Consider the following 23,292-nt stretch of genomic DNA (forward strand, 5'->3'; position numbering starts at 1 on the left):
GGTGTACGCCCTCCCTCGCCGATCAGCCCTCGGTGAGGGAGGGCATCCCTATACTTTGGTCGCTATGACCTCCCCAGCCACCCCACAGCCAGACACACAGCAGGAGCGGGACGTGAGCAGCAGCGAGAAGATTCAGCGCGTTGGCATCATCGGCGCCGGACAGATGGGCGCCGGCATCGCCGAAGTGTGCGCACGCGCGCACGTCGATGTCCTCGTCTACGAGACCACCCGTGAACTCGCCGCTGCGGGCCGCGCGCGCATCCTGCGTTCGCTGGATCGTGGCGTGAGCAGCGGCAAGATCACCGAGCGCGAGCGCGAGCAGGCCGCCTGGCGGCTGCGCTTCACCTCCGATCTGAGCGATTTCGCCGATCGTCAGCTGGTGGTCGAGGCCGTTGTCGAGAACGAAGAGGTCAAAACGGCCATCTTCAGCGAGCTGGACAAGGTCGTCACCGACCCCGAAGCCGTGCTCGCCTCCAACACCTCCTCCATCCCGATCATGAAGATCGCCGTCGCCACCGCCAACCCCGAGCGCGTGGTCGGCCTGCACTTCTTCAACCCGGTGCCGGTGCTGCCGCTGGTGGAGCTGGTCACCACGCTCAAGACCAGCGAGCCGGTCGCCAAGCGGGCCGAGCAGTTCGCCGCGGAGATCCTCGGCAAGCAGATCGTGCGCTCGGCCGACCGGTCCGGGTTCGTGGTCAACGCGCTGCTGGTGCCGTACCTGCTCTCGGCGATCCGGATGGTCGAGTCGGGCTTCGCCACCAAGGAAGACGTCGACAAGGCGATGGTTCTTGGCTGTGCGCACCCGATGGGGCCGCTGGCGCTGACCGACCTGGTCGGGCTCGACACGGTGAAGTCGATCGCGGACTCGATGTACTCGGAGTTCAAGGAGCCGCTGTACTCGGCGCCGCCGTTGCTGATGCGCATGGTGGAGGCTGGGCTGCTCGGGAAGAAGACCGGGGCCGGGTTCTACCAGTACGGTAAGTAGGTTTCGGGACTCAGGTTCGGTGGGCCCAGGGGGTTCGCAGGCTGTGTTTTTGGAGCGCTGGCGCGCTCGAGCGCGGCCCCCCAGGGGCCGCGAGTTAGCACCCGTTGCTGGCGGCTGCGCCGCGGACGCAACGGGCGCTAACTCGCGGCCGGGCCGCTACGCCGCTGCGCGGCGATCCCTCCTCGAGGTCGGGATGTGCGGGGCTGGGTTTTGGCGGGGAGTTTTTGATGACTCAGGTTGGGCGGGGGTGCTGAGGCGTTTGCGTGGCGGTCGCTCCTGATGGGGATTCGCGGGTCGGGTTTGGTGGGGGGAGCGGCGCGGGGGCGCTCTTGCGGCCTAAGCTGCTGATACCGGCGGTGTTCGCGCGGCCGGTGCTATGTCGAGCGCAGCGTGTGATCGAAAAGGAGTATCGGCGGTCATGGTCAACGTCACCGACGGATTCGGGTCGAGCGTTCTCGGATACCCGAGAATCGGTCCGCACCGCGAACTCAAGCGCGCGCTCGAGGCGTACTGGCGCGGATCGCTCGAACGCGAGGAACTGCTCACGGTAGGCCGTGACATCCAGGAGCGTCAGTTCAACGAGCTGGCCGCCACCGGACTCACGCAGGTGCCGGGCAACACCTTCTCCTTCTACGATCACATTCTCGACAACGCGCTGCTGTTCGGCGCGGTGCCCTCGCGTTTCAAGGAATTCGCCGACGGGCTCGACCCGCTGGACTTCTACTTCCTGATGGCGCGCGGCAACCCGGACGTCCCGCCGCTGGAACTGGTGCGTTTCTTCGGCACCAACTACCACTACCGCCAGCCCGAACTCGACGCCGACACCACGTTCTCGCTGCACCCCGAAGCCCTGCTCGACGAGTGGGATCGGGCCGCGCAGCGCGGAATCGAACTGCGTCCGGTGGTGCTGGGGCCGGTGTCGTTGCTGCTGCTGTCCAAGGCCGGGCACGTGCCGGGCGAGGCCGAGTTCGACACGCTGAGCCTGCTCGATCAGCTGCTGCCGTTCTACGAGGAGCTGTTCTCGATCCTGGCCAAGCGCGGGTCGACGTGCGTGCAGCTCGACGAACCCTGCTTCACCGGTGAGCGCACGCCCGCCGAGCTGGCGGCGTTCGAGAAGGCCTACACCCAGCTGTCGAAGGCCCCGCTGCGTCCGCGCATCCTGGTGACCGGGCAGTACGGCGATTTCGGTGAGGCACTGCGGATTCTGGCCGCGAGCAACGTCGAGGCGATCGGGCTCGACCTCGCCTCCTACCGGATGCAGCCCGAGGAGCTCGCGGCGATTCCGGGGATCAAGCGCAAGCGGATCTACGCCGGTGTCATCAGCGGCACCAATGTGTGGCGCGCGGACCGGTTCGTCACGCTGAACTACCTCAACGCTATCGCCGAGGTGTGCCCGGACCTGGTGGTGTCGACCGGCACCACGCTGCTGCACGTGCCCTACGACGTGCTGTCCGAATACGACATCGAAGGCAACGTGGCCGACCGGCTCGCCTTCGCGAAACAGAAGGTGGGCGAAGTCGTTTCGCTCGCCAAGGCGCTCACCGAGGGGCCCTCGGAGAACTGGCGCAAGCGGCCCACCCAGGTGCACTTCAAGCAGAAGCACGCGGTGCGGCAGCGGGTGTACGCGGTGACGCCGCAGATGCGCGAACGCGCGCCCTACGAGGTGCGCGCGGCGGCCCAGCAGGAACGGTTGAACCTGCCGCTGGTGCCTGCCACCACGCTCGGGTCGTTCCCGCAGAGCGCCAAACTGCGGCAGGCCCGCTACGAGGTGGGTTCCGGGCGGCTGTCCGAGGACGACTACCGCAAGCTGGTCGAAGCCGAGATCGAGGCGACGATCCGCCTGCAGGAGGACATCGGCCTCGACGTGTTCGTGCACGGTGAGCACGAGCGCAACGACATGATCCAGTTCTTCGCCGAACAGCTCGACGGTTTCGCCACCACCCGCTTCGGCTGGGTGCAGGTGTACGGATCCCGGTGCGTGCGACCGCCGATCGTCTACGGCGACGTGGCCCGGCCCGCGCCGATGTCGGTGGAGTGGACCGCCTACGCGCAGTCGCTGACCGACAAGCCGGTCAAGGGCATGGTCACAGGGCCGGTCACGATGCTGGCGCGTTCGTTCGTGCGCCAGGATCAGCCGCTCTACGAGACCGCCGACCAGGTGGCGCTGGCCATCCGCGACGAAGTGGTCGATTTGGAGAAGGCGGGCATCGCGATCATCCAGGTCGACGAACCCGCCATCCGCGAACTGCTGCCCGGACGCCCGAACGGTCGCGAGGAATACCTGCGCTGGGCCGTCGGCGCCTTCAAACTCGCCACCTCCGGCGTGCGGCCCGACACCCAGATCCACACCCACATCGGCTATTCCGGGCGCACCGAAGTGGTCGACGCGATCGACCAGCTCGACGCCGACGTCACCGCCATCGTGGCGACCCGCTCCATCGAATGGGTCATCGAAGCCCTCACCGAGGACCTGTCCTCCGGTCACGGGCTCACCCACGGCGTCGGCCCCGGCGTCTACGAGAGCCGCTCCGCGCGCATTCCCGACATCGACGAGTTCGACGAACTGCTCACCCAGGCGGCTGAAGCCGTGACGCCGCAACGGTTGTGGGCCAACCCGGACGGCGGGCTCAAGACCCGGCACTACTGGCAGTTGGATCCCTCGTTGCGGAACATGGTCGCCGCGGCCCGTCGGGTGCGGCGGCGGGCGTTGGCGGCGCAAGAAGCGGCCGCCGAGTCCGAGTAGGCGAATATCGAACGGGCGCACCGTGTTTCGGTGCGCCCGTTCGTCGTCTCCGCGATCGTGTCACCGGGCGGCGGTACTGTGCCGGACATGAGCGAGAACAGCTGGCCCGATTCGCTGCGGGTCGCGCAGGTGCGGGTGGCGCGGCCGACCGATCGGCTCGCGGAGGTGGTGCGGTTCTACGTGGACGGGCTCGGACTGCCGGAAGTGGGGCGGTTCGCGGGGCACGCCGGCTACGACGGGGTGATGGTGGGGCTGCCGGGGGTCGACTATCACCTGGAGTTCACCAGTCACGTCGACGGGAGTCCGGGGGCGGCGCCGAGTGCGGAGAACCTGCTGGTGCTGTATTTCGACGGGGCCGAGGCGATGGGGGAGGCAGTGCGGCGGCTCATTGCGTTCGGGGTCGAGCCGGTGGAAGCGGAGAATCCCTACTGGGCGGCCACCGGGGGTGTCGGGTTTCCCGATCCGGATGGGTGGATCGTGATGTTGGTGCCGCAGCCGGTGTTCTGAGGTCGTCAGGTGCCGGGTGTCAGCGGGGGAGGCTCATCGCGGAGGCGCCGGCGGTGAGTTCGGCCGGGGTGGGGGCGTTGGTCGGGTCGATCAGCCACTGGAGCAGCAGACCGCCGATCATCGTTTGCAGGATCGCGCCAACGTTGCTGTCGCCGCTGCCGAAAGCCTGCGACAGGCCGTGCCGGGCGCGGGCTTGGGCGGTGGCGAGTTCGGTGCGGAGGTCGGGGCAGTGGAGGGCTTGGGTGAGGCATTCGGCGTTGGCGTGCCAGAGGGGGGTGTTGTCGGCGAAGGAGGTGAGGAGGCGTTGCCAGAAGGCTTCTAGGCGGGCGGTGGGGTCGGTGGGGTTTTCGGGCGGGAGGGCTTCGAGGATCTCGTTGACGGCTTCGGCGCTGGATTCGAGCATGGCCTGCTGGAGGAGTTTGTCGCGGGTGCCGAAGTGGTAGTTGATGGCCGCGAGGTTGGTGCCGGAGGCGGCGACGATGTCGCGGACGGTGGTGCGGGCGTAGCCGCGCTCGGCCAGGCACTGCTTGGCGGCGTCGAGGAGATCTTCTCGGGTTCCCACCCGGGCACGATAGCAAGTGGGGCATACGGACGTTTGTGACATCGGTTTCAAACAAACGTCAGTGACAAGTGTTTGAAACGGTTGTATGGTTCGAGTATGAGCTCTCGGCGACGCGTTTCCCCGTTCGAATCCAGCTACTTCGGTGCCGGTACGACCCTCGGCAGCGTGCCCACCGGCGGGATGCCGCTGTTTCTCGGCACCACCGTGCACGGGGTGCTCGATCCCGCGCTGTTGGCGACCGTGCTCGCCGAACTCGCAGCCGCGCATCCGCTGTTGCGGAGTCGGGTGGTGCGCGAGGACGGAGGCGAGTTCTTCGTGCGCGAGGACGAGTTCCGGCCTCGGCTCGACTTCATCGACGGTGGGGAAGCCGAGTATCTGGCGTTGATCAACCGGGCGCCGGAGTGGGAGCAGGGGTTGTTTCGGGCGTATCTGCTGAGGGCGGGGTTGCGGCAGCAGGTGGTGTTGGTCGTGCATCACGGGATCGCTGATGGGAGATCAGGATTCGCGTTGCTCGAGCAGCTGTGGAGTCGCTACAGCGCGCACGTGGCGGGAGATGTTGGGCCGTCGGTGAATTCGGATGCGCGACTGCCCGAAGCATTGGATGTTCGCTTGGGTGAAGTGGTTTCGACGGAGGAGGCCGAGGGGTGGTTGGCGATGGTCGCGGCGGGAGCGGCGGCCATGGATCCGGCGGACGCGCCGCGCACGCTGCCTCGAGACGGTGCGCCGGGGGATCCGGTCGGACGATTCGCGATGCAGCGGGTGGAGTTGACCGCGCAGGAGACGGCCGCACTCGTCGCGGTGGCGCGTGAGCGGGGGCTGTCGGTGAACAGCGTGCTCAGCGGGGCGGCGTTGGCGGCCGTGCGGACGCGGTTTCCCGAATCGGGGGAGGTGGCGATGTTCTGCGGGTTCGCCGCCGATGTTCGCGGGGAATTCGACCCGGCGGTGCCCGTCGAGACGATCGTCAACTTCGCCTCCGGGGCGGGCACGCTCGTGCGAGCCACCGGCGACACCACCCAACTCGAACTCGCCCAGCAGGTGGAAACGGGCCTGCGCGCGGCACGCGAACGCCGCGAACCGGCCCTGTTCCCACTCGCCGCCCAGCTCGTGCGCGACCCGTTCACCGCCGCGCTGCTGTCCGCACCCCCGACGCTCGCGATCTCCAATATCGGTCGGGTGCCCCCACATTCGATCCCCGACCACATCGCCTTCCTCCGCGACGACGTGTACGCGATGGGCCCCGGCATGCCCCCGAAACTCACCGCCTTCACCATCGCCGGTCGACTCACCCTCCAACTCGAATACGACACCGACCACTACAGCCGCTCCCAGATGGAAAAGCTGCGACTGACATTGGTGGAGTTGTTGCAGACCGTCGAATGATCAGTGGCTCAGGGCGGCGACGGCGAACATGGCGGCTACGCCGAGGACGGTGCAGAGGAGGGTGAGGCGGGAGGGGTGGCCGGCGTGGGCTTCGGGGAGGATGTCGGCGGTGGCGAGGTAGAGGAGGAAGCCGGCGAAGTAGCCCATGTAGAGGCCGATCCAGTTCTCGGGGACGCGGATCAGGGTGCCGAGGATGGCGCCGACGACGGGGGCGACGGCGTCCATGGCGAGCAGGATGAGGGCGCGTTTGCGGGCGTTGCCGTAGACGGTGGGGATGGTGAAGGTGTTGAAACCGTCGGCGAAATCGTGGCAGATGACCGCGATCGCCACCGACATGCCGACGGCGGCGCCCGCCTGGTAGCCAAGACCGATGCCGAAACCGTCGAGGGTGCTGTGGAAGATCAGGCCACCGGCGGCGAGCAGGCCGACCGACTCGAAACCGTGTTTGTGCGCGCCGAATTCGCGTTCATGGCCCTTGTGAATGGCGACCGCGCGTTCGATGATGTGCAGGCTCAGGAAGCCGACGACCGCGGCGATCATCACCACCGGGATGCCGTGGAACTCGCCGTCGGACTGTTCGAGCGCCTCGGGGATCAGGTCGAAGGCGACCACGCCGAGCATCACCCCGGCGGCCAGGCCGAGAACCAGGTGTTTGCGGTCGCCGATGCGCATCGCCACGAAGCCGCCGAACAGGGTCGAGATCATCGACACCAGGGACAACAGAATCGCCATGATCTGCCTATTCGTCGGTGGAGCCCGCGGATTCGGAAGGTGTGTCGGTCGCGTCGATGACGTCGTAGCGGCGCACGTAGGCGCCCGCGAAACCCTGCAGGGTCGCGGTGACGGGGATGGCCAGCAGGGCGCCGGTGGGGCCGAGCAGCGCGGCGCCGGCGATCACCGCCCCGAAGGCCACCGCCGGGTGCATGTCCAGGGTGGTCGCGGTGATCCGCGGTTGCAGGATGTAGTTCTCGAACTGCTGGTAGGCGACGATGAACAGCAGCACCCACACCGCGGTGATCGGGTCGTGCACCAGCGCCACCAGCACCGGCAGCGCACCGGCCAGGTAGGTGCCGACGGTCGGGATGAACTGCGAGACCACACCCACCCACAGCGCCAGCGCGAACGCCGACGGCACATCGAGCACCCGCAGCGCCACATAGTGGGCCAGGGCCGAGCACAGCGCCAGCAGGGCACGCGAGTAGATGTAGCCGCCGGTCTTGTCGACCGCGATATCCCACGCGCGCAACACGTGTTTCTGCTGCTTGGGCGGCAGCAGCGAGCACACCCAGCGGCGAAAGCGCGGTCCGTCGGCGGCGAAGTAGAAGGTGAACAGCAACACGCCGAGCAGTTGGAACAGCGCGCCGATCGCGACAGTGCCGATGCCCCAGACGTTTCCGGCGATGCCGACCAGGTACTTCTCGATCGTGGAACTCCACTCCGAGGCGTAATCGGTCAGGTCGTCGCCCGAGATGTCCTGGTGGAAGGTCTTGTTGACCCAGTCGACCAGGTCCTGGATGTAGGTGGGCGCGTTCGTGACCAGCATGCTCACCTGGTTGATCAGCAGCGCGCCGAGCGTCCACACGAACGCGACGATCACCACCAGCACGGCACCGAACACCACCCCGGTACCCACCCCGCGGGGAATGCCGCGCGCGGCAAGCCAATTCACCGCCGGTTCGATCGCGAAGGCCAGGAACAGCGAGACCATCAGCACGGTCAGCAGACCCTGCATCTTGTCCAACGCCCAGAACGCCGCGATCAGCCCGGCCACCGCCAGCGCGGCATACAGCAGCGCGCGCGGCAACCAGCGCGGTGGCGTGCGCGCCGACCAGGAGGCGGGCATGGCCTTCGCGGGGGCGGGTTCGTTCTCGGCAACCACGGTGCCACGGTACCCAGCGCGCGCCTACCCGGCCTCTCGGCGCGCGCGTCGAATCACACGGTGGCGGTGTCGATCACGAAGCGGTACTGCACATCGCTGGCGACCACCCGCTCGTAGGCGGAGTCGATCTCGTCGGCGGAGATCAGCTCGATGTCGGCGCCGATGCCGTGCGAGGCGCAGAAGTCGAGCATCTCCTGGGTCTGGGCGATGCCGCCGATCATCGAACCGGCCAGCGAGCGGCGGTAGCCGGCGAGGTTGCGGCCGGTGACGCTCATCGGGCTCTCGGGCAGGCCGAGGATGACCAGGGTGCCGTCGACGGCCAGCAGGCGCAGGTAGTTGTCGATGGGCAGGTCGGCGGAGACGGTGTTGATGATCAGGTCGAACTGGCCGCGCAACTGCCGGAAGGTCTCCTTGTCGCTGGTGGCGTAGTAGTGGGTGGCGCCCATGCGCAGGCCGTCGTCGCGTTTGCGCAGCGACTGGCTCAGCACGGTGACCTCCGCGCCCAGGGCCGACGCGATCTTCACCCCCACGTGCCCGAGCCCGCCCATGCCGATGATCGCGACCTTCTTACCCGGCCCCGCGTTCCAGTGCTTCAGCGGCGAGAACAAGGTGATGCCCGCGCACAGCAGCGGTGCGGCGACATCGAGGCCGATGCCCTCGGGAATCGACACCACGAAGCTCTCGTCGACCACGATCTGGGTGGCGTAGCCGCCGAGGGTGTAACCGCCGGGCTGCACGGTCTCGGCGACGGGCGAGTTGTAGGTCCAGGTCGGGCCGGTGGCGCAGTACTGCTCCTCGCCTGCCAGGCACGGCGCGCACTTGCCGCAGGAGTTCACCAGGCAGCCGACGCCGACCCGATCGCCCACCTCGACCTTGCGCACCGAGGACCCCACCTCGGCCACGATGCCCGCGATCTCGTGGCCGGGCACGCACGGGTACTTCGCGCCACCCCACTCGTCGCGGGCGGTGTGGATATCGGAATGGCAGATGCCGGCGAACTTGATATCGATCAGCACATCGTCGGGACCGACCTCGCGACGCTGGATCGTGACCTTCTCGAAGGCGCCGTCGGAGGACGGCATGGCGTAGGCGGCTGCGGTGCTCATGGCTACATGCCTACAGGACTACCGCATCCTGATCGAGACCGAACGCGGCGAAAATCGGGTCACAATGGATAGGTCGGCTCGCAAGAGAGGACATGTCCTGTGAAAAGTGTCGGACGATTACTGGTGGTCGCGCTGCTGGGGCTTGGCGCGTTTCTCGGATTCCGCAGCGAATACGCGCTGGTCGAACCGCAGTTCGTGGCGCAAGCGCAGGCACCGGTGCTGGTGCCGCTCGACCCGGTCGCGGTGGCCGGACAGCTGGAACCGGTGCTGGTCAACATCGACGCCGCGAGCGCGGGCTCGGGGGTCGGCGCGGCCGGCTCGGGGATCGTGCTCACCCCGGACGGACAGATCCTGACCAGCCATCACGTGATCAAGGGCGCCGAGAAACTGCGCGTCACCGATATCGCCAACGGGCTCGAGTACGAGGCGAGCGTGCTCGGCTACGACGCCGCCGCCGATATCGCGCTGCTCTCGCTGGGCGGGGCGTCGGGCTTGCCGGTCGCCTGGATCGGCAGCTCCTCGGACCTGCGGATCGGCCAGGACGTATTGGCCATCGGCGACGCGGGCGGTGACGGCGGCGACCCGACCGCGGTATCCGGCCCGGTCACCGACCTCGACGCGACGATCGTGGCGATGAACGCCGCCGACCTGAGCCGCAAGGCACTGCACGGGATGGTGGAGATCGCCGCCCCGGTGGTGGGCGGACAGTCCGGTGGGGCGCTGGTCGACGGCAGCGGCGCGGTCGTCGGGGTGATCGCGGCCGCGTCCGGGCAGGAGGCGCGCGCGGAGGGCAAACCGGCCAACGGGTACGCGGTGCCGATCGACACCGTCATGCGGATCGTCGAGCAGATCCGCTCGGGGACGCCGACCGAGACGGTGCACATCGGGCCGACCGCGACGCTGGGCGTGCAGGTGATCGACGGGCGACCGGCGGGGGCGCAGGTCAGCTGGGCGTTCTTCGGTCAGCCCGCGCGCGAGGCCGGGATCAACATCGGTGACGTGATCACCTCGGTGGACGGGGTCTCGATCACCACGGCGAAGGCGTTGGGCGCGGCGATCAGCGTGCGCAAGCCCGCCGACCTGGTCCGACTCGAGGTCACCTCGCCCGATGGGGAACGTCGGACGGTCGAAGCGGTACTGGCGACCGGCACGCCCAGCTAGTCAGACCAGGCTCAACCAATAGTCCTGGAACTTCAGGAAGACCAGCAGGAGGACAATCGCGTAGAACAGGACGACCAGGGTCCAGCGCCATTCGGCGAGGATGCCGAGGACGCCTCGGGAGCGGCCCCACAGTTCCTGAGTGGTGACGGCGAACAGGATGGGAACCGCGGCCCAGACGACCATGCAGTACGGGCACAGGGCGTTGATCCGGTACAGGCTCTGGAAGATCAGCCAGCACAGGCCCGCCAGACCCAGGACCGTGCCGACCCACAGACCGGCCCAGATCCAGCGGGGGAAACCGACGCCGACCACCGACAGGACGGCGAGGGTGACCACGACCGAGAAGCCGACCACGCCGATCAGGGGGTTGGGGAAGCCGAAGACGGCGGCCTGATCGGTCTTCATGATCGACCCGCACGACAGCACCGAGTTGATGCTGCACGAGGTGACGTAATTCGGGTCGACGAACAGCTTGTAGCGCTCGACGGTGAGGGTGAACGACGCCAACCAGCCCGCCAGCCCGGCGACGAGCATCAGCCAGGCGGCGCGGGCGGGGGCGGTGATCACTTGGCCGCGTCGGCGATCACCGAGGTCAGGCCGTCCTCGGTGAAGATCGCGTCGGACTGCTCGAGCTGACCGTTGATGTAGACCGAGGGGGTGGACTGCACGCCGCCCTGCAGCGCGGCCTGGGTGAACTTCTGGATGTCGTCGTTGTAGGGCTTGCCGTTGATGCAGGTGGCGACGGCGGGATCGGTGTAGCCGGCGTCGGTCGCGATCTGCACGAGCTGGTCGTTGCTCAGGCCCGCGCCGCCCTCGGCGGGCTGCTGCTCGAACATGGTCTGCAACCAGCTCTGATACTTGGTCGTATCGGACTTGGCCACGCAGAACGACGCGTTGGCCGCGCGCGAGGAGTACTGGTCGGTGGAGGCCTTGTCCAGGAACGAGATGATCTGGTACTCCACCGAGGCGCTGCCGTCGGCGGCCGCCTTGGCCAGGGCCGCGCCGTTGGCCGCCTCGAACTGCTTGCAGGCCGGGCACTGGAGATCGGCGACGACGCGGACCTTCACCGGGGCGGCCGGGTTGCCGATGATGACGGTGCCGGTGGGGGTGACCGAGCCGCCGGTCGCGGGCAGCTGGGCCGCCGAACTCGTCGACTCCTTGCTGTCGGAGTCGGACTTCTTCACCGCCAGGCCGATGCCGATGGCCGCGACCAGCGCGACCAACACCGCGGCCACCCCGACCTGGATCATGATCTTGCGCTTCTTGTCGGCCTCTTCCGCCGCCGCCAGCGGATTCTTGCCCGCCGGACCCTTGCCGGAAGGATTCTTGCCCGTGGTCACCGTTGTCACACGCCTTTCGCTCGTTGGCACCCCATCGCGAACCTCATCATCATGCGGGCCGAACCTGAGAGTTTCCGCAAAGCGGGCGTTCAGGACTCGTCGAGTCGGCGCAGCTGCTCGGCGATGTCGAAGTTCGCGGGCGGCCAGTCCAGTTTCAACGTGGACAGCGCGCCGATCAGCAGTTCGGTGACCGCAAGGCGCGCGTACCACTTGTGGTCGGAGGGCAGCACGTACCAGGGGGCGTAATCGGTGTTGGTGCGGTCGAGAACGGCCTGGTAGGCCTTCTGGTACTCGGGCCAGTAGGCGCGCTCGGTGATGTCGGCGGGGCTGAACTTCCAGTACTTGTCCGGGCGTTCGAGGCGTTGGCGCAGCCGGTTCTTCTGCTCGTCGAGCGAGACGAACATGGCGACCTTCACGATCACCGTGCCCGCGTCGGCGGCCTGCTTCTCGAAGGCGTTGATCTGGTCGTAGCGCTGCTCCCACTCGGCCTGCGGCACGAGGTCGTGCACGCGCACGACCAGCACGTCCTCGTACTGGGAGCGGTCGAACACGCCGATCTGGCCGTGCGCGGGCAGCCGCTTGCGGATACGCCACAGGAAATCGTGCTGCTTCTCCTCGTCGGTGGGTACGCCGAAGGAGGCGTGATCGACACCCTGCGGATCGACCGAACCGATCACGTGGCGCACGATGCCGCCCTTGCCCGCGGTGTCCATGCCCTGCAGGATCAGCAGCACACTGCGCTGACCGCCGGTGCGGCCGTGCGCGAACAGCTTCTCCTGCAGCACCGACAGCACCTGCGCCCGCTCGGCGAGCAGTTCCTTGCCCTCGCGTTTGCCGCCGTCGAAGCCGGGCGTGCTCGAGGTATCGAGGTCGGCGACTCGCTGACCGTCGGCCCGCAGCACGACATCAGCACGGTCGATCCACTGTTTCGCCATTTCCCATACCTACCACTAGTCGACCGGTTCGCGGGTAGCTCCGAGCTCACTCGGGGCGGGTGGCGTCCACGTACTGCATGAAACGGTGCACGCGCTGGTCGATGTCGATCAGGCCCGCCGCGGCGAACAGGTCGGGGAAGGTGTCGCGGTCGAACAGGCGCAGCCCGCTCAGGCCCGCCGCCGCGGTGCTGACCGTGCCGAACAGGTTGTCCTCGCGGAAGCTGGTGCTGATCGCGATACGGCCGCCCGGACGCAGCACCCGGATCATCTCGCGGGCGGCGGCCAACGGGTCGGGGATCAGGTACAGGGCGCCGAAACAGCAGACGGCGTCGAAGGTGCCGTCGGCGAAGGGCAGGGTGCGGGCATCGCCGCGGACGTAGCCCACGCGCGGACCCGCGTTGTCGGCGGCGGCCTTGGCCAGCATCGCGGGGGAGTAGTCCAGGCCCGTCACGAACCCGCCGTCGGTGAGGTACCCGCTGAGGTAGTGGGCGAAATTGCCGGGGCCACAGGCGAGATCGAGCACCTTCTGCGGGCCGCGCAGGCGCAGCGCGTCGACAGCGTCGCGACGGTCGGTGCCGGTGGTGCGGCCGCTGGCGAGGTAGAACACCGCGGGTCGCCACGCGCGCTCGTACACCGCCGCCAGGGCCGGGGCATTCATGGTCTTGCGGGCGAGATTCACGGTACGCGGGTGACTTCGATCGTCATACCGGCCGCGCGCAGCCGCTCGGTGAGCGCCTCGCCCATCGCCGAGGCGGGAGTGAGCACGCCCGCGCGATCGGGCAGGGTGTCGAAGGCCAGCGACAGGCCCGCCTGGCCGAGCAGCACGGCGGTGGCCTGGTAGCCGGGGTCGCCGGTGCCGGAGAAGGTGGCCTGGTACTTGGCACCGGAACTGGTGCGGGCGAAGGTCTTCATGGTGAACCAGCCGCTGCGCCGTGCCTTCTCGTCGGGGCCGGTGCCGGGAGCGGGCAGGATACGGTCGAGCAGCTTACGGCCCAACGACACCCGCGACAGCACCGCGCCCGAGGCCATCCCGGCCGCGATACCACCGGCGATCCCGGCCGCGACCAGCGGCGCGGCGGCCGAGGTGCCCGCGTTCATCACTTCGCGGTAGCGGAACTGCTTGCCGTAGGCCCAGCCGAGCAGACCGTTGGTGCGGCGCACGACCTTGGTGTTGTGCGAGGCCATGATGAACGTGGTGACCCAACCGTGCAGGCTCGGGTCGATGCTGTCGGCACGGGCCAGCGCCTGATCGGACTGGCGGCCCACCTCCGGTTCCATGCTGCGGTCCGGGCTCAGCGAATACGGGTGGGCCAGGATCTTGGCGCGCGCGGAATTCGCGGCGACGTCCTCGAGCATGGCGCGACCGGAATCGACGGTGCCGCCGCTCATGCCGCCCTTGAGGTAGGCGACCAGGGTGGTGTCCTCGAGCTCGCCGGTGTCCTCGGCCAGGGTGGCGCGGTAGATCTCGTACACGCTCAGATCCGACGGAATCGAGTCGTAGCCACAGGAATTCACGATCTTGGCGCCGGAGTCGATCGCGATCTGCTCGTAGCCGGTGATGGCGTCGTGGATGAACAGCGGCTCGCCGGTGAGGTCGGCGTAGTGGGTGCCCGCGGTCGCGCACGCGGCGACCAGGGGCATGCCGTAGCGCAGGTACGGGCCGACGGTGGTGACCACGACCTTGGTGCGCTCGGCCATCGCGGCCAGCGACGCGGGATCACTGGAATCGGCGACGACGAGATCCCAGTGCGCGGCGGCCGGACCCAGTTCGTCGCGGGTGGCGGCCAGCTTGCTCGACGAGCGACCGGCCAGCGCGATCCTGGCGTCGGCCGCAACGGCGGTGAGCAGGTACTCGGCGGTGAGCTTGCCGACGAAACCCGTCGCGCCGAACAGGATCAGGTCGAACTCGCGGTGCTGCGGCATTGCGCGCCTCTCGAAAAGGGTGGTGATCAGGGCTTGGTCGCCGGCGCCTTGGGCGCGCGGGTCTTCTTCTTGACCGGCTTGGGTGGATGGGTGGCGAACCACTCGTGGTGGGCCAGGCCCAGTTCGGTGACGGGGGCGTCGCCGTAGAGCCACTCGCGGGCGATCGAATGCCAGTTGTTGGTGCTGTCGAGCTGGCCGAGCATGCCGAAGGTGAGGAAGTCGGCGCGGCGCGAGAACAGGTGCTCGGGCGGCAGATTCTGCTGCTTCATGCCGGTGAACTCACTGGCCCTCGGGTCGACGGCGAGCAGGAACGCGCCGCTGGCCAGCTCGGGGGTGATGGTGAGTTCCTCGTCGACCAGACACCACTCCGAGGCGGCCAGCACGTACTCGAGGCATTCCTCGGCGCCGATCTCCTCGGGCGAATCGATCACGCCGCGCTCGATCATCAACTGGCGCAGGTCCTCGGCGCGATCCTCGCCCGCCGCGCGCAGGCAGCGGATCTCGAAGTGGACCAGCTTGGGGTCCATGCGGTTGAACAGGCCGAAGTCGAGGAAGGCCACGCGGCCGTCGCGGGCCAGCAGCACGTTGCCGGGGTGCGGGTCGCCGCAGAACTCGTTGAAGGTGAACAGCGAGCCGACGTAGAACCGGTAGATGATCTCGCCGATCCGATTGCGTTGCGCGGCAGGGAGTTTGCGGATCTCCTCGAAACCGTCACCGTCGATGAGCTCGCTGACCAGCACGCGCGTGGTCGACAACTCGGGCACGGCGGCGGGCACCACGATGAACGGGTGCTCGCGGTAGAGGTGGGCGATCTCGCACTGGGTGGCGGCCTCGGCGCGGTAGTCGAGCTCGCTCTCCATGTTCAGTTTCAGCTCGTCGAGCACCGCGGGGGTGATCCACGGCATGGCCGAGGCCAATACGCGGCGAAACATGGTGAGGTTCTTCAGATCCGCGCGCACCGCGGCGTCGATGCCGGGGTACTGGACCTTCACCGCCACCGCGCGCCCGTCGTGCAGGGTGGCCCGATAGACCTGGCCGATCGAGGCCGCGGCGATCGGCTCGGGATCGAACTCGGCGAAGATCTCCGCCAGCGGGGCGTCGAAATCCTGCTCGATCACCGCGCGCATGGACTCGAACGACACGGTGGGAGCGGCATTGCGCAGCACGGCCAGGCGCTGCTGGAACCGTTCGCGGTGATTCTCCGGCACCAGATCCAGATCCAGCACCGACATCATCTGGCCCAGCTTCATGGCGACGCCCTTCATGGTGCCCAGCACCATGACCACCTGCTCGGTGGTGCGGATCATCGACTCCTCGGCCATCCGCGCGCGCACGGCGTCGGAACGGCCGCGCATCGAGAGCCTGGTCTTCTTCGACCGGATGACCGACCCCGCCGCGACAGCGCCCAGCTTCGTCCCACGGGCCAGCCGGGAAGTCGGCATGTTCTTCGCCATCGAGATACCTCCGTTGGTGCCGACGCGCGACGGTGACACAAACCACAGTGTCCCGCTCGGTTCAGCGTAGCCAACCACGCCGGGTTGTCGAGTTCCGCTCCCTGGAATAGGGGAAAGGGCAGATCAGAGCGGCTGGGGCGGAACCTCGGGCAGCGGATGCGACGCCGCGGTGAACAGTTGCGGCGAGCCACCGGCGCGGGCGATGCCCTCGATCGCGCTCCAGGCCATCATCGTGAGGTAGTCGATGACATCCTGGCGCGGCATGGCCTTGTCGGTGTTGGTCCACCAGTGGGTGGCCAGCTGGATGCCGCCGACCAGCACATACGACCACAGCAGCGCGCCGTCGGTGCGGATGCCCTTGGCGCCCGCCCGATCGACGAGCACCGTGGCCACCACCTCGGCGAACAGGCGCTCGAACTCGGCCAGCGAGGACTGATCGCCCGCGGTGTTGCTCATGATGAACCGGTAGACCTCGGGATCGTCGTCGACGGTCCCGACGTACTCGGTCATCGCGGCGCGCACGAGCTGGTACTCGTCGGCGTCGAGACTGATCGCGCCGTACACCCGTGGCAGCAGGGTGGTTTCGATGAAGCGCTGCATGGTGGCGTGCACCAGGTCGTTCTTGTCCGCGAAATAGCGGTACAGCACGGTCTTGGACACGCCGATCTCGCTGGCGATCTCGTCCATGCCCGACTGGCTGCCCCTGGCCCGGATGGCATTGAGGGTGCCGTCGACCAGCTCCTCGCGGCGGTCGATCTTGTGCTGGCGCCACCGACGTTTGCGGCCGTCGGCCTGGGCGCCGCCGCGCACGCTCGGACGCGGTGTCTGCTCGCCGATCTCGACAAGGTCTTCGGTGGACAGAACAGCCCCCTTGGATCGATGTGGCGGTCTCTACCGAACAGCTTAGGCGCGTAGGTGTGAGGTGGTGCATTTTTGAGCGACGTTGCGGCATTTACCACACCCCCGCGGCTACCCGCGCGTAGCCGAAACAGCGCTGTCGCCGTGTCGCGGCACCCGCCACGCGGGGCTGGCGGCGGCGTACTCGCCGCGCGCACAGCAGAATGGTGGTTATGGAGAAATCTCCCGGCAACACGGCGGTTCTCGCGCCGCGCACCGAACCCGCCGAGCGGCCCGCCGGCTTCGCGGTGATGACCGATGAGGCGGGCAAACGACGTGACCTGTTCAAGATGAAGGCGCTGGCCACCGGGTTCCTGGTGGTGGCCAGCGTGATCTACCTGCTGTGCCGCTGGCTCGAATCGCGCGGCGGGGGCGGGGAGTGGGTCGGCTATGTGCGCGCGGCCTCGGAGGCGGGCATGGTCGGCGCGCTGGCCGACTGGTTCGCCGTCACCGCGCTGTTCAAACACCCACTCGGGCTGCCGATCCCGCACACCGCGATCATCCGCAAGAAGAAAGACCAGCTCGGCGAGAGCCTGGGCGCCTTCGTCGGCACCAACTTCCTGGCCCCCGACGTGGTCTCGGCGCGATTGGAGTCGGCGCAGATCTCGCTGCGGGTGGGGCGCTGGATGGCCGAACCGAAGAACGCGGCGCGGGTGGCCAAGGAGAGCGCCACCATCCTGACCGCGGTGGTCAACACGCTGCGTGACGAGGACGTCGAGCAGATCATCGACAACACCATCGTCAAGCGGATCGCCGAACCGCTGTGGGGTCCGCCGCTGGGGCGGGTGCTCTCGGAGATGATCGCCGACAACCGGCAGCGGCCGCTGATCGACCTGCTCGCCGAGCGGGCGCACCAGTGGGCGCTGGGTTCGCAGGACACGATCGACCGGATCGTGGTGCGCGATTCGCCGCAGTGGGCGCCGAAATTCGTCAACACGCTGCTCTCGGAGCGAATCTATCGCGAACTCGTGGAGTTCACCTGGAAGGTCCGCTCCGATCCCGATCATGAATTGCGCAAGGCCGCCGATCGCTTTCTGCAGGATTTCGCCGAGGACCTGCAACACGACGACGCGATGATCGCCAAGGCCGAGAAGGTCAAGGCCGAGATCATGGGCCGCGAGCAGATCACCGGAATGGCCGAGGCCACCTGGCGCGCGGCCAAACGGTTGATCCTCGAGTCGGCCGACGATCCCGACTCCACGCTGCGTCGCAAAGTCGCCGAAAATGTGCAGCAGCTCGGCGAGCGCTTGCGCGACGATCCGCAGATGCGTGGCAAGGTGGACGGGTGGATCGACCGGGGCGCCCGCTATCTGGTCGGTAACTACGCCAGTGAGATCTCCACCCTGGTGACCGACACGGTCGCGCGCTGGGACGCCGACGAGGCGAGCAAGAAGATCGAATTGCAGGTGGGCCGGGATCTGCAGTTCATCAGGATCAACGGCACGGTCGTCGGATCGCTCGCCGGCCTGGCCATCTACACGATCTCGCAGTTGCTGTTCCACTGACCCGAACCGTTAGCCGGACCGGTGCTAACAGAAGTGCTTGCAATAGTTAGCACCCTGTTCTACTATTGGCCTTACAACACCAGAAGGTGAGCGATGACAGACCAACCCGAGAGTCGTGTAGCGCACGCGGCTCAAGACATCGGAGGTTTCATCAGGGCACAGCGCGAAAGCGCGCAAGTGTCCCTGCGTCAGCTCGCCGCTCTGGCTGGGGTCAGTAATCCGTACCTGAGCCAAATCGAACGCGGATTACGCAATCCCTCCGCCGAAGTACTCGCACAGATCGCCAAGGCACTGCGCGTTTCCTCGGAGGTGTTGTATGTGCGGGCCGGTTTTCTCGAACAGCGCCCGCACAGCCCGGTCCGGGACGCCCTGCTGGCCGACACTTCGGTGTCCGAGCGGCAGAAACAGGTGTTGCTGGAAATCTATGAGTCGTTTCGCCGGGAAAACGGGGAAGACACCGGCTCAGGGGGGAACGAACGGGACAGTGACGTTTCGTTCACGACAACTGACACTCCGCCACACCAGGAGAATGAAGACAGATGACCGAGAAGACCGCCACTGTGACCAAGCCGCTCTACGCCACCGTCGGCGCCGGTGATGCCATCTACACCGCCGTGAACGACGTCGTGGCCGACGTCCGTGAGCGAGTGGCCACCACCGACGCCAAGGCGCGCGTGGAAGAGGCCCGTGAGCGCATCGCCAACGTGCCCGCCGACGTGCAGGCCCAGTTCGACACCCTGCGCGAGCGCCTGTCCGTGCTGCCCACCGAGCTCCCGGAGGACCTCGCCGAGCTGCGCGAGAAGTTCACCACCGAAGAGCTGCGCAAGCTGGCCGAGCAGTACTACCGCCAGGCCCTCGACATCTACGCCGACCTCGCGGTCCGCGGCGAGGAGACCGTCGACCGGCTCAAGACCACCCCGGCCGTCGAGGAGCAGATCGGTCGCGTCGAGACCATCTACAAGGATGCCTCCGCCCGCGCCGAAGACGCCCTGACCAAGGTCAACGACCTGCTGGGTCGCGGCAAGGCCGAGGTCGTGGCCGCCGCCGACACCGCCGAGGCCGTCGTCGAGGCCGAGGTCGTCGCGGTCACCACCGAGCCGGCCCCCGCCCCCAAGGCCCCCGCCGCTAAGAAGGCCGCGCCCGCCAAGAAGGCTCCCGCCAAGAAGGCCGCGCCGAAGAAGGTCTAAGACTGCAGGCCAGTGAGGCTCGGTTGATCGGGCTTCTGACTGGAACCTTGTTTTGGAAGACGGTCCCAGATCGTTGACAGTGAGGCTCGGTTGATCGGGCTTCTGGCTGGATCCTTGTTTTGGAAGACGGTCCCAGATCGTTGACAGCGACCCCGTACACAGTGTGTGCGGGGTCGCTGTTCGTATGATGGGGGTGTGAATACGGTGAACAATCTGACGGCGCTGATCATGCTGGTCATCTGGGTGGTGGCTTTCGGCGCGACGGTGTTCGCCCTGATCCATGCCGTGCGGCAGCGGTCGGACGCTTTTACCGCGGCCGACAAGCTGACCAAGCCGATCTGGATGGCGATTCTCGGTGGGGCCGTGGTGTTTCTGCTGATCGCGGCCGGTGGGCTGGGGCTGCTCACGTTCATCGCGATCATCGCGACGGGGGTGTACCTGGCTGATGTGCGGCCCAAGGTCGATGAGGTGCAGCGCGGTCCGCGGTGGTGAAATCTCCCCGCCGATAGCCTTCCGGGTGTGTGGTACGCGGTGTTACTGTTTCTATCAGTAACACAAAGGAGTGTGCCGATGCGCGCAAAGTTGTCGACGGCTCTCGCCGAGGGGTTCCGTCAGGTATCCAGCATGGTCGAGACGGTTCGGGCGGCCCACCGTGCCGACCTGCGGACCAGGTCCCACGGCGACGCGGCCCTCGATCCGCCGCGGCTGCCCTACGACGTGATCCCGGTGGTCACCGCCGACGGCGCCCGGCTGCGCGTGCACGCCTACGGCCCCCTCGACGCGCCCGTGATCGTGTTCTCGCACGGCTGGACGTGTTCGCTCGAATACTGGAACGCCCAGATCAACGCCTTCGCCGGCGAGTACCGCGTGATCGCCTACGACCAGCGCGGCCACGGCGAGAGCACCAACGGCTACGCCAAGCCGAGCACCAACCTGCTCGCCGACGACCTGTGCGATGTCCTCGACGCGGTGCTGCTGCCGGGTCAGCGCGCGGTGCTGGCCGGCCACAGCATGGGCGGCATGACCCTGATCGCCTGGGCCGGGCGCTACCCCGAGCGGGTCGCCGAACAGGCCGCCGCGGTGATCCTGACCAACACCGGCGCCCACTCGCTGGTCGAGGTCTCCACCATGATCCCCGGCCTGAACAAGCCGCTGCAGCTGCTGCGCGGTCGCGCGCTGCCGACCCCGGACTGGCTGGGCAAGCTCGTGCTCGGCACCCCGGTGGTGCTGCCGCCGATCAAACCGGTGCGGTGGATCTTCGCCCGCCAGGTGATGACCCTGGACACCTCGCGCGCCAAGCTCGACTACGCGCTGTCGGTGGTGCGGGCCTGCCCGATCATGACGCGCTCGCGCTACGGGCTGCTGCTCACCAACCTGCACCTGGGCGACGACGCGAAGAACCTGTGCGTGCCCACCACCGTGCTCGCCGGTGACCGCGACGACATGACCCCGCGCCTGCACGCCGAGCGCCTGGCCGCGCTGCTGGCCGACGCGGGCAGCCTGGTCGCGTTCAAGGTGCTGCCGACCGGACACCTGGGCAATGTGGAGCGCTACGACCTGTTCAACGCCGAACTGAACGCCCTGCTCACCGCCGCCACCGAGCCTGCGCGCGCCATGGCCTGATCGCCTGCGAGGATGAGGGCATGAGCACCATCGCCCCCGTGACCTCGGACGACCGCCGTTTCGTGCTGACCCTCGGCTGTCCCGACCGGCCGGGCATCATCGCCCGGATCTCCTCGTTCATCGCCGAGTTCGGCGGCTCGATCTCCGAGGCCGGGTACCACTCCGACGGTGACATCGGCTGGTTCTTCACCCGCCAGTCGGTGCAGGCCGCGACGGTGCCGTTCGGGATCGACGAGCTGCGCTCGCGCTTCGCGCAGGTGGCCGCGGAGTTCGGGCCCGAGACCGATTGGCAGCTGCTCGATTCGGGGGAGCCGCGGCGGGTGGTGCTGCTGGTGAGCAAGGACGGGCACTGCCTGCACGACCTACTCGGGCGCGCGCAGGCCGGTGAGCTGCCCGCCACCATCGAGGCGGTGATCGGCAATCATCCCGATCTGGCCGGGATGACCGAGGCGCACGGGGTGAAGTTCCACTACGTGCCGTTCCCGAAGGATCCGGCCGAGCGCGGACCGGCCTTCGACCAGGTGCGCGAGCTGGTCGACTCGCACGATCCGCACGCGGTGGTGCTGGCCCGGTTCATGCAGGTGCTGCCGGCGGAGCTGTGCGAGCACTGGGCGGGGCGCGCGATCAATATCCACCACAGCTTCCTGCCCTCGTTCGTGGGCGCGCGGCCCTATCACCAGGCCTACGCGCGCGGGGTGAAGCTGATCGGGGCGACATGTCACTACGTGACCGCCGAGTTGGACGCGGGGCCGATCATCGAACAGGACGTGATCAGGGTCGATCATGCCGACGACGTGCGCGACATGGTGCGTCAGGGGCGCGATATCGAACGGGTGGTGCTCGCGCGCGGCCTGCGCTGGCACCTCGAGGGGCGGGTGCTCGTGCACGGGCGGCGCACGGTGGTGTTCGAGTGAGTCACAGGTCGTAGAACGGTGCCGCGTAACGGAATTCGCCGGTGACCGCCGGATCGTAGGCGGTGAGCGGGCGGACCTGGAAGTACGGCGCCCACTCGGCCTCGTCGGGGACGATGCCCAGGCGCGCGCCGGGGACGAAACCGAAGCGGGCGTAGTAGTCGGGGTCGCCGACCAGGCCGACCACCGATTCGTCGAGGGCGTCGGCGGCACCGAGCGCGGCGTGCACCAGGGCCGAGCCGACGCCGGACTTCTGGTGTTCGGGGTCGACGCCGAGCGGGCCCAGCGCCAGCACCGGGAAGGGGCCGATGCCCGCCCTGGTGAGGGTGAGGTGGCCGACGACGGTGTCGTATTCCAGGGCGACCAGCGACAGGGTCGGCATCCAGGACTCGTCGGTGCGCAGGGCGTCGACGAGGGCGGGTTCGGGGGGTTCGGTGACGGCCGGATCGCTCGCGTAGTGCGGGGCGAAGGCGGCGCGGTGGATGGCGGCGATCGCCGCGGCGTCCGCTGGGGTCTCGCGACGAATCAGCACAGGGTCAAGTCTCCCGGATGGGAGTAGACGAGCGCAATGACTCCGCGGCGGCGATACCGTGCGCCGCTCCCGCCCGAACATGTGCGATGCTCGGGAAATGACTTCCGCGCCGCTGACCCGGGCCGCCGTGGCCGACCTGATCGACCACACCCTGCTCGCCCCGGAGGCCACCCCGGCCGAGGTGGACACGCTGATCGCCGAGGCCCGCAAGCTGGGCGTGTACGCGATCTGTATCTCGCCCTCGATGCTGCCGGTGCGCGCGCCGGGCGTGGTGGTGGCCACCGTCGCCGGATTCCCCTCCGGCAAGCATCATTCGCTGGTCAAGGGCGCCGAGGCGCGCCTTGCGGTGGATCAGGGTGCCACCGAGGTCGACATGGTGATCGACGTGGGCGCCGCGCTGGCCGGGGACTTCAATGCCGTGCTCGCCGACATCATCACGGTGCGGGAGGCGATCGGGGATCGGGCGCTGCTCAAGGTGATCATCGAATCGGCCGCGCTCACCGACGAGGCGATCGTCGGCGCGTGCCGGGCCGCCGAGCAGGCGGGCGCCGATTTCGTGAAGACCTCCACCGGTTTTCATCCCGCAGGCGGGGCCAGTGTGCACGCGGTGCGGTTGATGGCCGAGACGGTCGGGGGTCGACTCGGGGTCAAGGCCAGCGGCG

The 23,292-nt window shown here is 68.0% G+C and carries 24 protein-coding genes; 12 read left to right on the top strand and 12 right to left on the bottom strand.

What is annotated here, in order from left to right:
* The first annotated feature begins 112 nt into the window (after positions 1–112).
* The 3 genes from ACFP3H_RS21350 to ACFP3H_RS21360 all read left to right on the top strand — a co-directional run bounded on the left by ACFP3H_RS21350 (position 113) and on the right by ACFP3H_RS21360 (position 4,235).
* Positions 113–985 (top strand): 3-hydroxybutyryl-CoA dehydrogenase, encoded by an 873-nt coding sequence (locus ACFP3H_RS21350; RefSeq protein ID WP_378608681.1) that lies wholly within the window; start codon positions 113–115, stop codon positions 983–985.
* 418 nt (positions 986–1,403) lie between these two features.
* Complete coding sequence (gene metE / locus ACFP3H_RS21355) at positions 1,404–3,728, top strand: 5-methyltetrahydropteroyltriglutamate--homocysteine S-methyltransferase (protein WP_378608683.1); 2,325 nt, start codon at positions 1,404–1,406, stop codon at positions 3,726–3,728.
* A gap of 87 nt (positions 3,729–3,815) precedes the next feature.
* Positions 3,816–4,235, top strand: coding sequence for a VOC family protein (locus ACFP3H_RS21360; protein WP_378608684.1), 420 nt, complete (start codon positions 3,816–3,818; stop codon positions 4,233–4,235).
* A 19-nt stretch (positions 4,236–4,254) separates the two neighbouring features.
* On the opposite strand, the gene ACFP3H_RS21365 is transcribed toward ACFP3H_RS21360, so the two are convergent.
* Positions 4,255–4,797: a TetR/AcrR family transcriptional regulator gene (locus tag ACFP3H_RS21365; protein WP_378608686.1), complete on the bottom strand. Its 543-nt coding sequence runs from the start codon at positions 4,795–4,797 to the stop codon at positions 4,255–4,257.
* A gap of 96 nt (positions 4,798–4,893) precedes the next feature.
* Here ACFP3H_RS21365 and ACFP3H_RS21370 point away from each other — a divergent pair, with 96 nt between their 5' ends.
* Entirely contained in the window at positions 4,894–6,177 is a 1,284-nt protein-coding gene (locus tag ACFP3H_RS21370; protein WP_378608688.1) for a phthiocerol/phthiodiolone dimycocerosyl transferase family protein, read from the top strand.
* Here the strand turns inward: ACFP3H_RS21370 and ACFP3H_RS21375 are convergent, their stop codons facing one another.
* From ACFP3H_RS21375 to ACFP3H_RS21385, 3 genes are read right to left on the bottom strand one after another with little or no spacing between them, the layout of a single operon-like run.
* Entirely contained in the window at positions 6,178–6,909 is a 732-nt protein-coding gene (locus ACFP3H_RS21375; RefSeq protein WP_378608689.1) for a ZIP family metal transporter, read from the bottom strand.
* Positions 6,910–6,916: 7 nt separating this feature from the next.
* Complete coding sequence (locus ACFP3H_RS21380) at positions 6,917–8,056, bottom strand: AI-2E family transporter (protein WP_378608691.1); 1,140 nt, start codon at positions 8,054–8,056, stop codon at positions 6,917–6,919.
* Positions 8,057–8,109: 53 nt separating this feature from the next.
* Positions 8,110–9,162, bottom strand: coding sequence for an NAD(P)-dependent alcohol dehydrogenase (locus ACFP3H_RS21385; RefSeq protein WP_378608692.1), 1,053 nt, complete (start codon positions 9,160–9,162; stop codon positions 8,110–8,112).
* Positions 9,163–9,261: 99 nt separating this feature from the next.
* Between ACFP3H_RS21385 and ACFP3H_RS21390 the strand changes: the two genes are divergently transcribed.
* Complete coding sequence (locus ACFP3H_RS21390; protein WP_378608694.1) at positions 9,262–10,323, top strand: S1C family serine protease; 1,062 nt, start codon at positions 9,262–9,264, stop codon at positions 10,321–10,323.
* On the opposite strand, the gene ACFP3H_RS21395 is transcribed toward ACFP3H_RS21390, so the two are convergent.
* From ACFP3H_RS21395 to ACFP3H_RS21425, 7 genes are all read right to left on the bottom strand, one after another.
* Complete coding sequence (locus ACFP3H_RS21395; RefSeq protein WP_378608695.1) at positions 10,324–10,890, bottom strand: vitamin K epoxide reductase family protein; 567 nt, start codon at positions 10,888–10,890, stop codon at positions 10,324–10,326. It lies immediately after the preceding gene.
* Positions 10,887–11,672 (bottom strand): DsbA family protein, encoded by a 786-nt coding sequence (locus tag ACFP3H_RS21400; RefSeq protein WP_378608697.1) that lies wholly within the window; start codon positions 11,670–11,672, stop codon positions 10,887–10,889. The genes ACFP3H_RS21395 and ACFP3H_RS21400 overlap by 4 nt, the downstream gene beginning before the upstream one ends.
* An 80-nt stretch (positions 11,673–11,752) precedes the next feature.
* Complete coding sequence (locus ACFP3H_RS21405) at positions 11,753–12,598, bottom strand: polyphosphate kinase 2 family protein (protein ID WP_378608698.1); 846 nt, start codon at positions 12,596–12,598, stop codon at positions 11,753–11,755.
* 46 nt (positions 12,599–12,644) lie between these two features.
* Positions 12,645–13,277 carry a class I SAM-dependent methyltransferase gene (locus ACFP3H_RS21410; protein ID WP_378608700.1) on the bottom strand — a complete coding sequence of 211 codons (633 nt, stop codon included), beginning with the start codon at positions 13,275–13,277 and terminating at the stop codon, positions 12,645–12,647.
* Positions 13,274–14,521: a saccharopine dehydrogenase family protein gene (locus ACFP3H_RS21415; RefSeq protein WP_378608701.1), complete on the bottom strand. Its 1,248-nt coding sequence runs from the start codon at positions 14,519–14,521 to the stop codon at positions 13,274–13,276. The genes ACFP3H_RS21410 and ACFP3H_RS21415 overlap by 4 nt, the downstream gene beginning before the upstream one ends.
* Before the next feature lie 26 nt (positions 14,522–14,547).
* The gene (locus tag ACFP3H_RS21420; protein WP_378608703.1) at positions 14,548–15,975 is read right to left on the bottom strand and encodes an ABC1 kinase family protein; all 1,428 of its coding nucleotides are present in this window, start codon (positions 15,973–15,975) and stop codon (positions 14,548–14,550) included.
* A gap of 123 nt (positions 15,976–16,098) precedes the next feature.
* On the bottom strand, positions 16,099–16,785 hold the full coding sequence (locus tag ACFP3H_RS21425) for a TetR/AcrR family transcriptional regulator (protein WP_378608704.1): 687 nt from the start codon (positions 16,783–16,785) through the stop codon (positions 16,099–16,101).
* Between the two features lie 260 nt (positions 16,786–17,045).
* Here ACFP3H_RS21425 and ACFP3H_RS21430 point away from each other — a divergent pair, with 260 nt between their 5' ends.
* The 6 genes from ACFP3H_RS21430 (at position 17,046) to purU (ending at position 22,101) form a co-directional block, all read left to right on the top strand.
* Positions 17,046–18,377, top strand: coding sequence for a DUF445 domain-containing protein (locus ACFP3H_RS21430; protein WP_378608706.1), 1,332 nt, complete (start codon positions 17,046–17,048; stop codon positions 18,375–18,377).
* A gap of 93 nt (positions 18,378–18,470) precedes the next feature.
* A complete protein-coding gene (locus tag ACFP3H_RS21435; RefSeq protein WP_378608707.1) occupies positions 18,471–18,920 on the top strand; it encodes a helix-turn-helix domain-containing protein in 450 nt (149 codons plus the stop codon).
* Positions 18,917–19,564, top strand: a complete 648-nt coding sequence (locus ACFP3H_RS21440) for a heparin-binding hemagglutinin (RefSeq protein ID WP_378608709.1) — start codon at positions 18,917–18,919, stop codon at positions 19,562–19,564. The genes ACFP3H_RS21435 and ACFP3H_RS21440 overlap by 4 nt, the downstream gene beginning before the upstream one ends.
* 195 nt (positions 19,565–19,759) lie before the next feature.
* Positions 19,760–20,056, top strand: coding sequence for a DUF2516 family protein (locus tag ACFP3H_RS21445; RefSeq protein ID WP_378608710.1), 297 nt, complete (start codon positions 19,760–19,762; stop codon positions 20,054–20,056).
* 78 nt (positions 20,057–20,134) lie between these two features.
* A complete protein-coding gene (locus tag ACFP3H_RS21450; protein ID WP_378608712.1) occupies positions 20,135–21,187 on the top strand; it encodes an alpha/beta fold hydrolase in 1,053 nt (350 codons plus the stop codon).
* 20 nt (positions 21,188–21,207) lie between these two features.
* Positions 21,208–22,101 carry a formyltetrahydrofolate deformylase gene (gene purU / locus ACFP3H_RS21455; RefSeq protein WP_378608713.1) on the top strand — a complete coding sequence of 298 codons (894 nt, stop codon included), beginning with the start codon at positions 21,208–21,210 and terminating at the stop codon, positions 22,099–22,101.
* 1 nt (position 22,102) lies between these two features.
* On the opposite strand, the gene ACFP3H_RS21460 is transcribed toward purU, so the two are convergent.
* Positions 22,103–22,630, bottom strand: a complete 528-nt coding sequence (locus ACFP3H_RS21460; RefSeq protein WP_378608715.1) for a GNAT family N-acetyltransferase — start codon at positions 22,628–22,630, stop codon at positions 22,103–22,105.
* Positions 22,631–22,727: 97 nt separating this feature from the next.
* Here ACFP3H_RS21460 and deoC point away from each other — a divergent pair.
* Positions 22,728–23,292 (top strand): deoxyribose-phosphate aldolase (deoC, locus tag ACFP3H_RS21465; RefSeq protein WP_378608716.1); only part of this gene is annotated, 565 nt, incomplete at its 3' end.

Source organism: Nocardia lasii (genome assembly GCF_042658545.1).
GTDB lineage: Bacteria > Actinomycetota > Actinomycetes > Mycobacteriales > Mycobacteriaceae > Nocardia > Nocardia lasii.

What these genes read in the sequence shown, in the direction of transcription:
- metE (WP_378608683.1), top strand. Translation starts at nt 1,404, where the DNA reads ATGGTCAACGTCACCGACGGATTCGGGTCGAGCGTTCTCGGATACCCG.
- ACFP3H_RS21360 (WP_378608684.1), top strand. Translation starts at nt 3,816, where the DNA reads ATGAGCGAGAACAGCTGGCCCGATTCGCTGCGGGTCGCGCAGGTGCGG.
- ACFP3H_RS21370 (WP_378608688.1), top strand. Translation starts at nt 4,894, where the DNA reads ATGAGCTCTCGGCGACGCGTTTCCCCGTTCGAATCCAGCTACTTCGGT.
- ACFP3H_RS21375 (WP_378608689.1), bottom strand. Translation starts at nt 6,909, where the DNA reads ATGGCGATTCTGTTGTCCCTGGTGTCGATGATCTCGACCCTGTTCGGC.
- ACFP3H_RS21385 (WP_378608692.1), bottom strand. Translation starts at nt 9,162, where the DNA reads ATGAGCACCGCAGCCGCCTACGCCATGCCGTCCTCCGACGGCGCCTTC.
- ACFP3H_RS21405 (WP_378608698.1), bottom strand. Translation starts at nt 12,598, where the DNA reads ATGGCGAAACAGTGGATCGACCGTGCTGATGTCGTGCTGCGGGCCGAC.
- ACFP3H_RS21415 (WP_378608701.1), bottom strand. Translation starts at nt 14,521, where the DNA reads ATGCCGCAGCACCGCGAGTTCGACCTGATCCTGTTCGGCGCGACGGGT.
- ACFP3H_RS21420 (WP_378608703.1), bottom strand. Translation starts at nt 15,975, where the DNA reads ATGGCGAAGAACATGCCGACTTCCCGGCTGGCCCGTGGGACGAAGCTG.
- ACFP3H_RS21430 (WP_378608706.1), top strand. Translation starts at nt 17,046, where the DNA reads ATGGAGAAATCTCCCGGCAACACGGCGGTTCTCGCGCCGCGCACCGAA.
- ACFP3H_RS21435 (WP_378608707.1), top strand. Translation starts at nt 18,471, where the DNA reads ATGACAGACCAACCCGAGAGTCGTGTAGCGCACGCGGCTCAAGACATC.
- ACFP3H_RS21440 (WP_378608709.1), top strand. Translation starts at nt 18,917, where the DNA reads ATGACCGAGAAGACCGCCACTGTGACCAAGCCGCTCTACGCCACCGTC.
- ACFP3H_RS21450 (WP_378608712.1), top strand. Translation starts at nt 20,135, where the DNA reads ATGCGCGCAAAGTTGTCGACGGCTCTCGCCGAGGGGTTCCGTCAGGTA.
- purU (WP_378608713.1), top strand. Translation starts at nt 21,208, where the DNA reads ATGAGCACCATCGCCCCCGTGACCTCGGACGACCGCCGTTTCGTGCTG.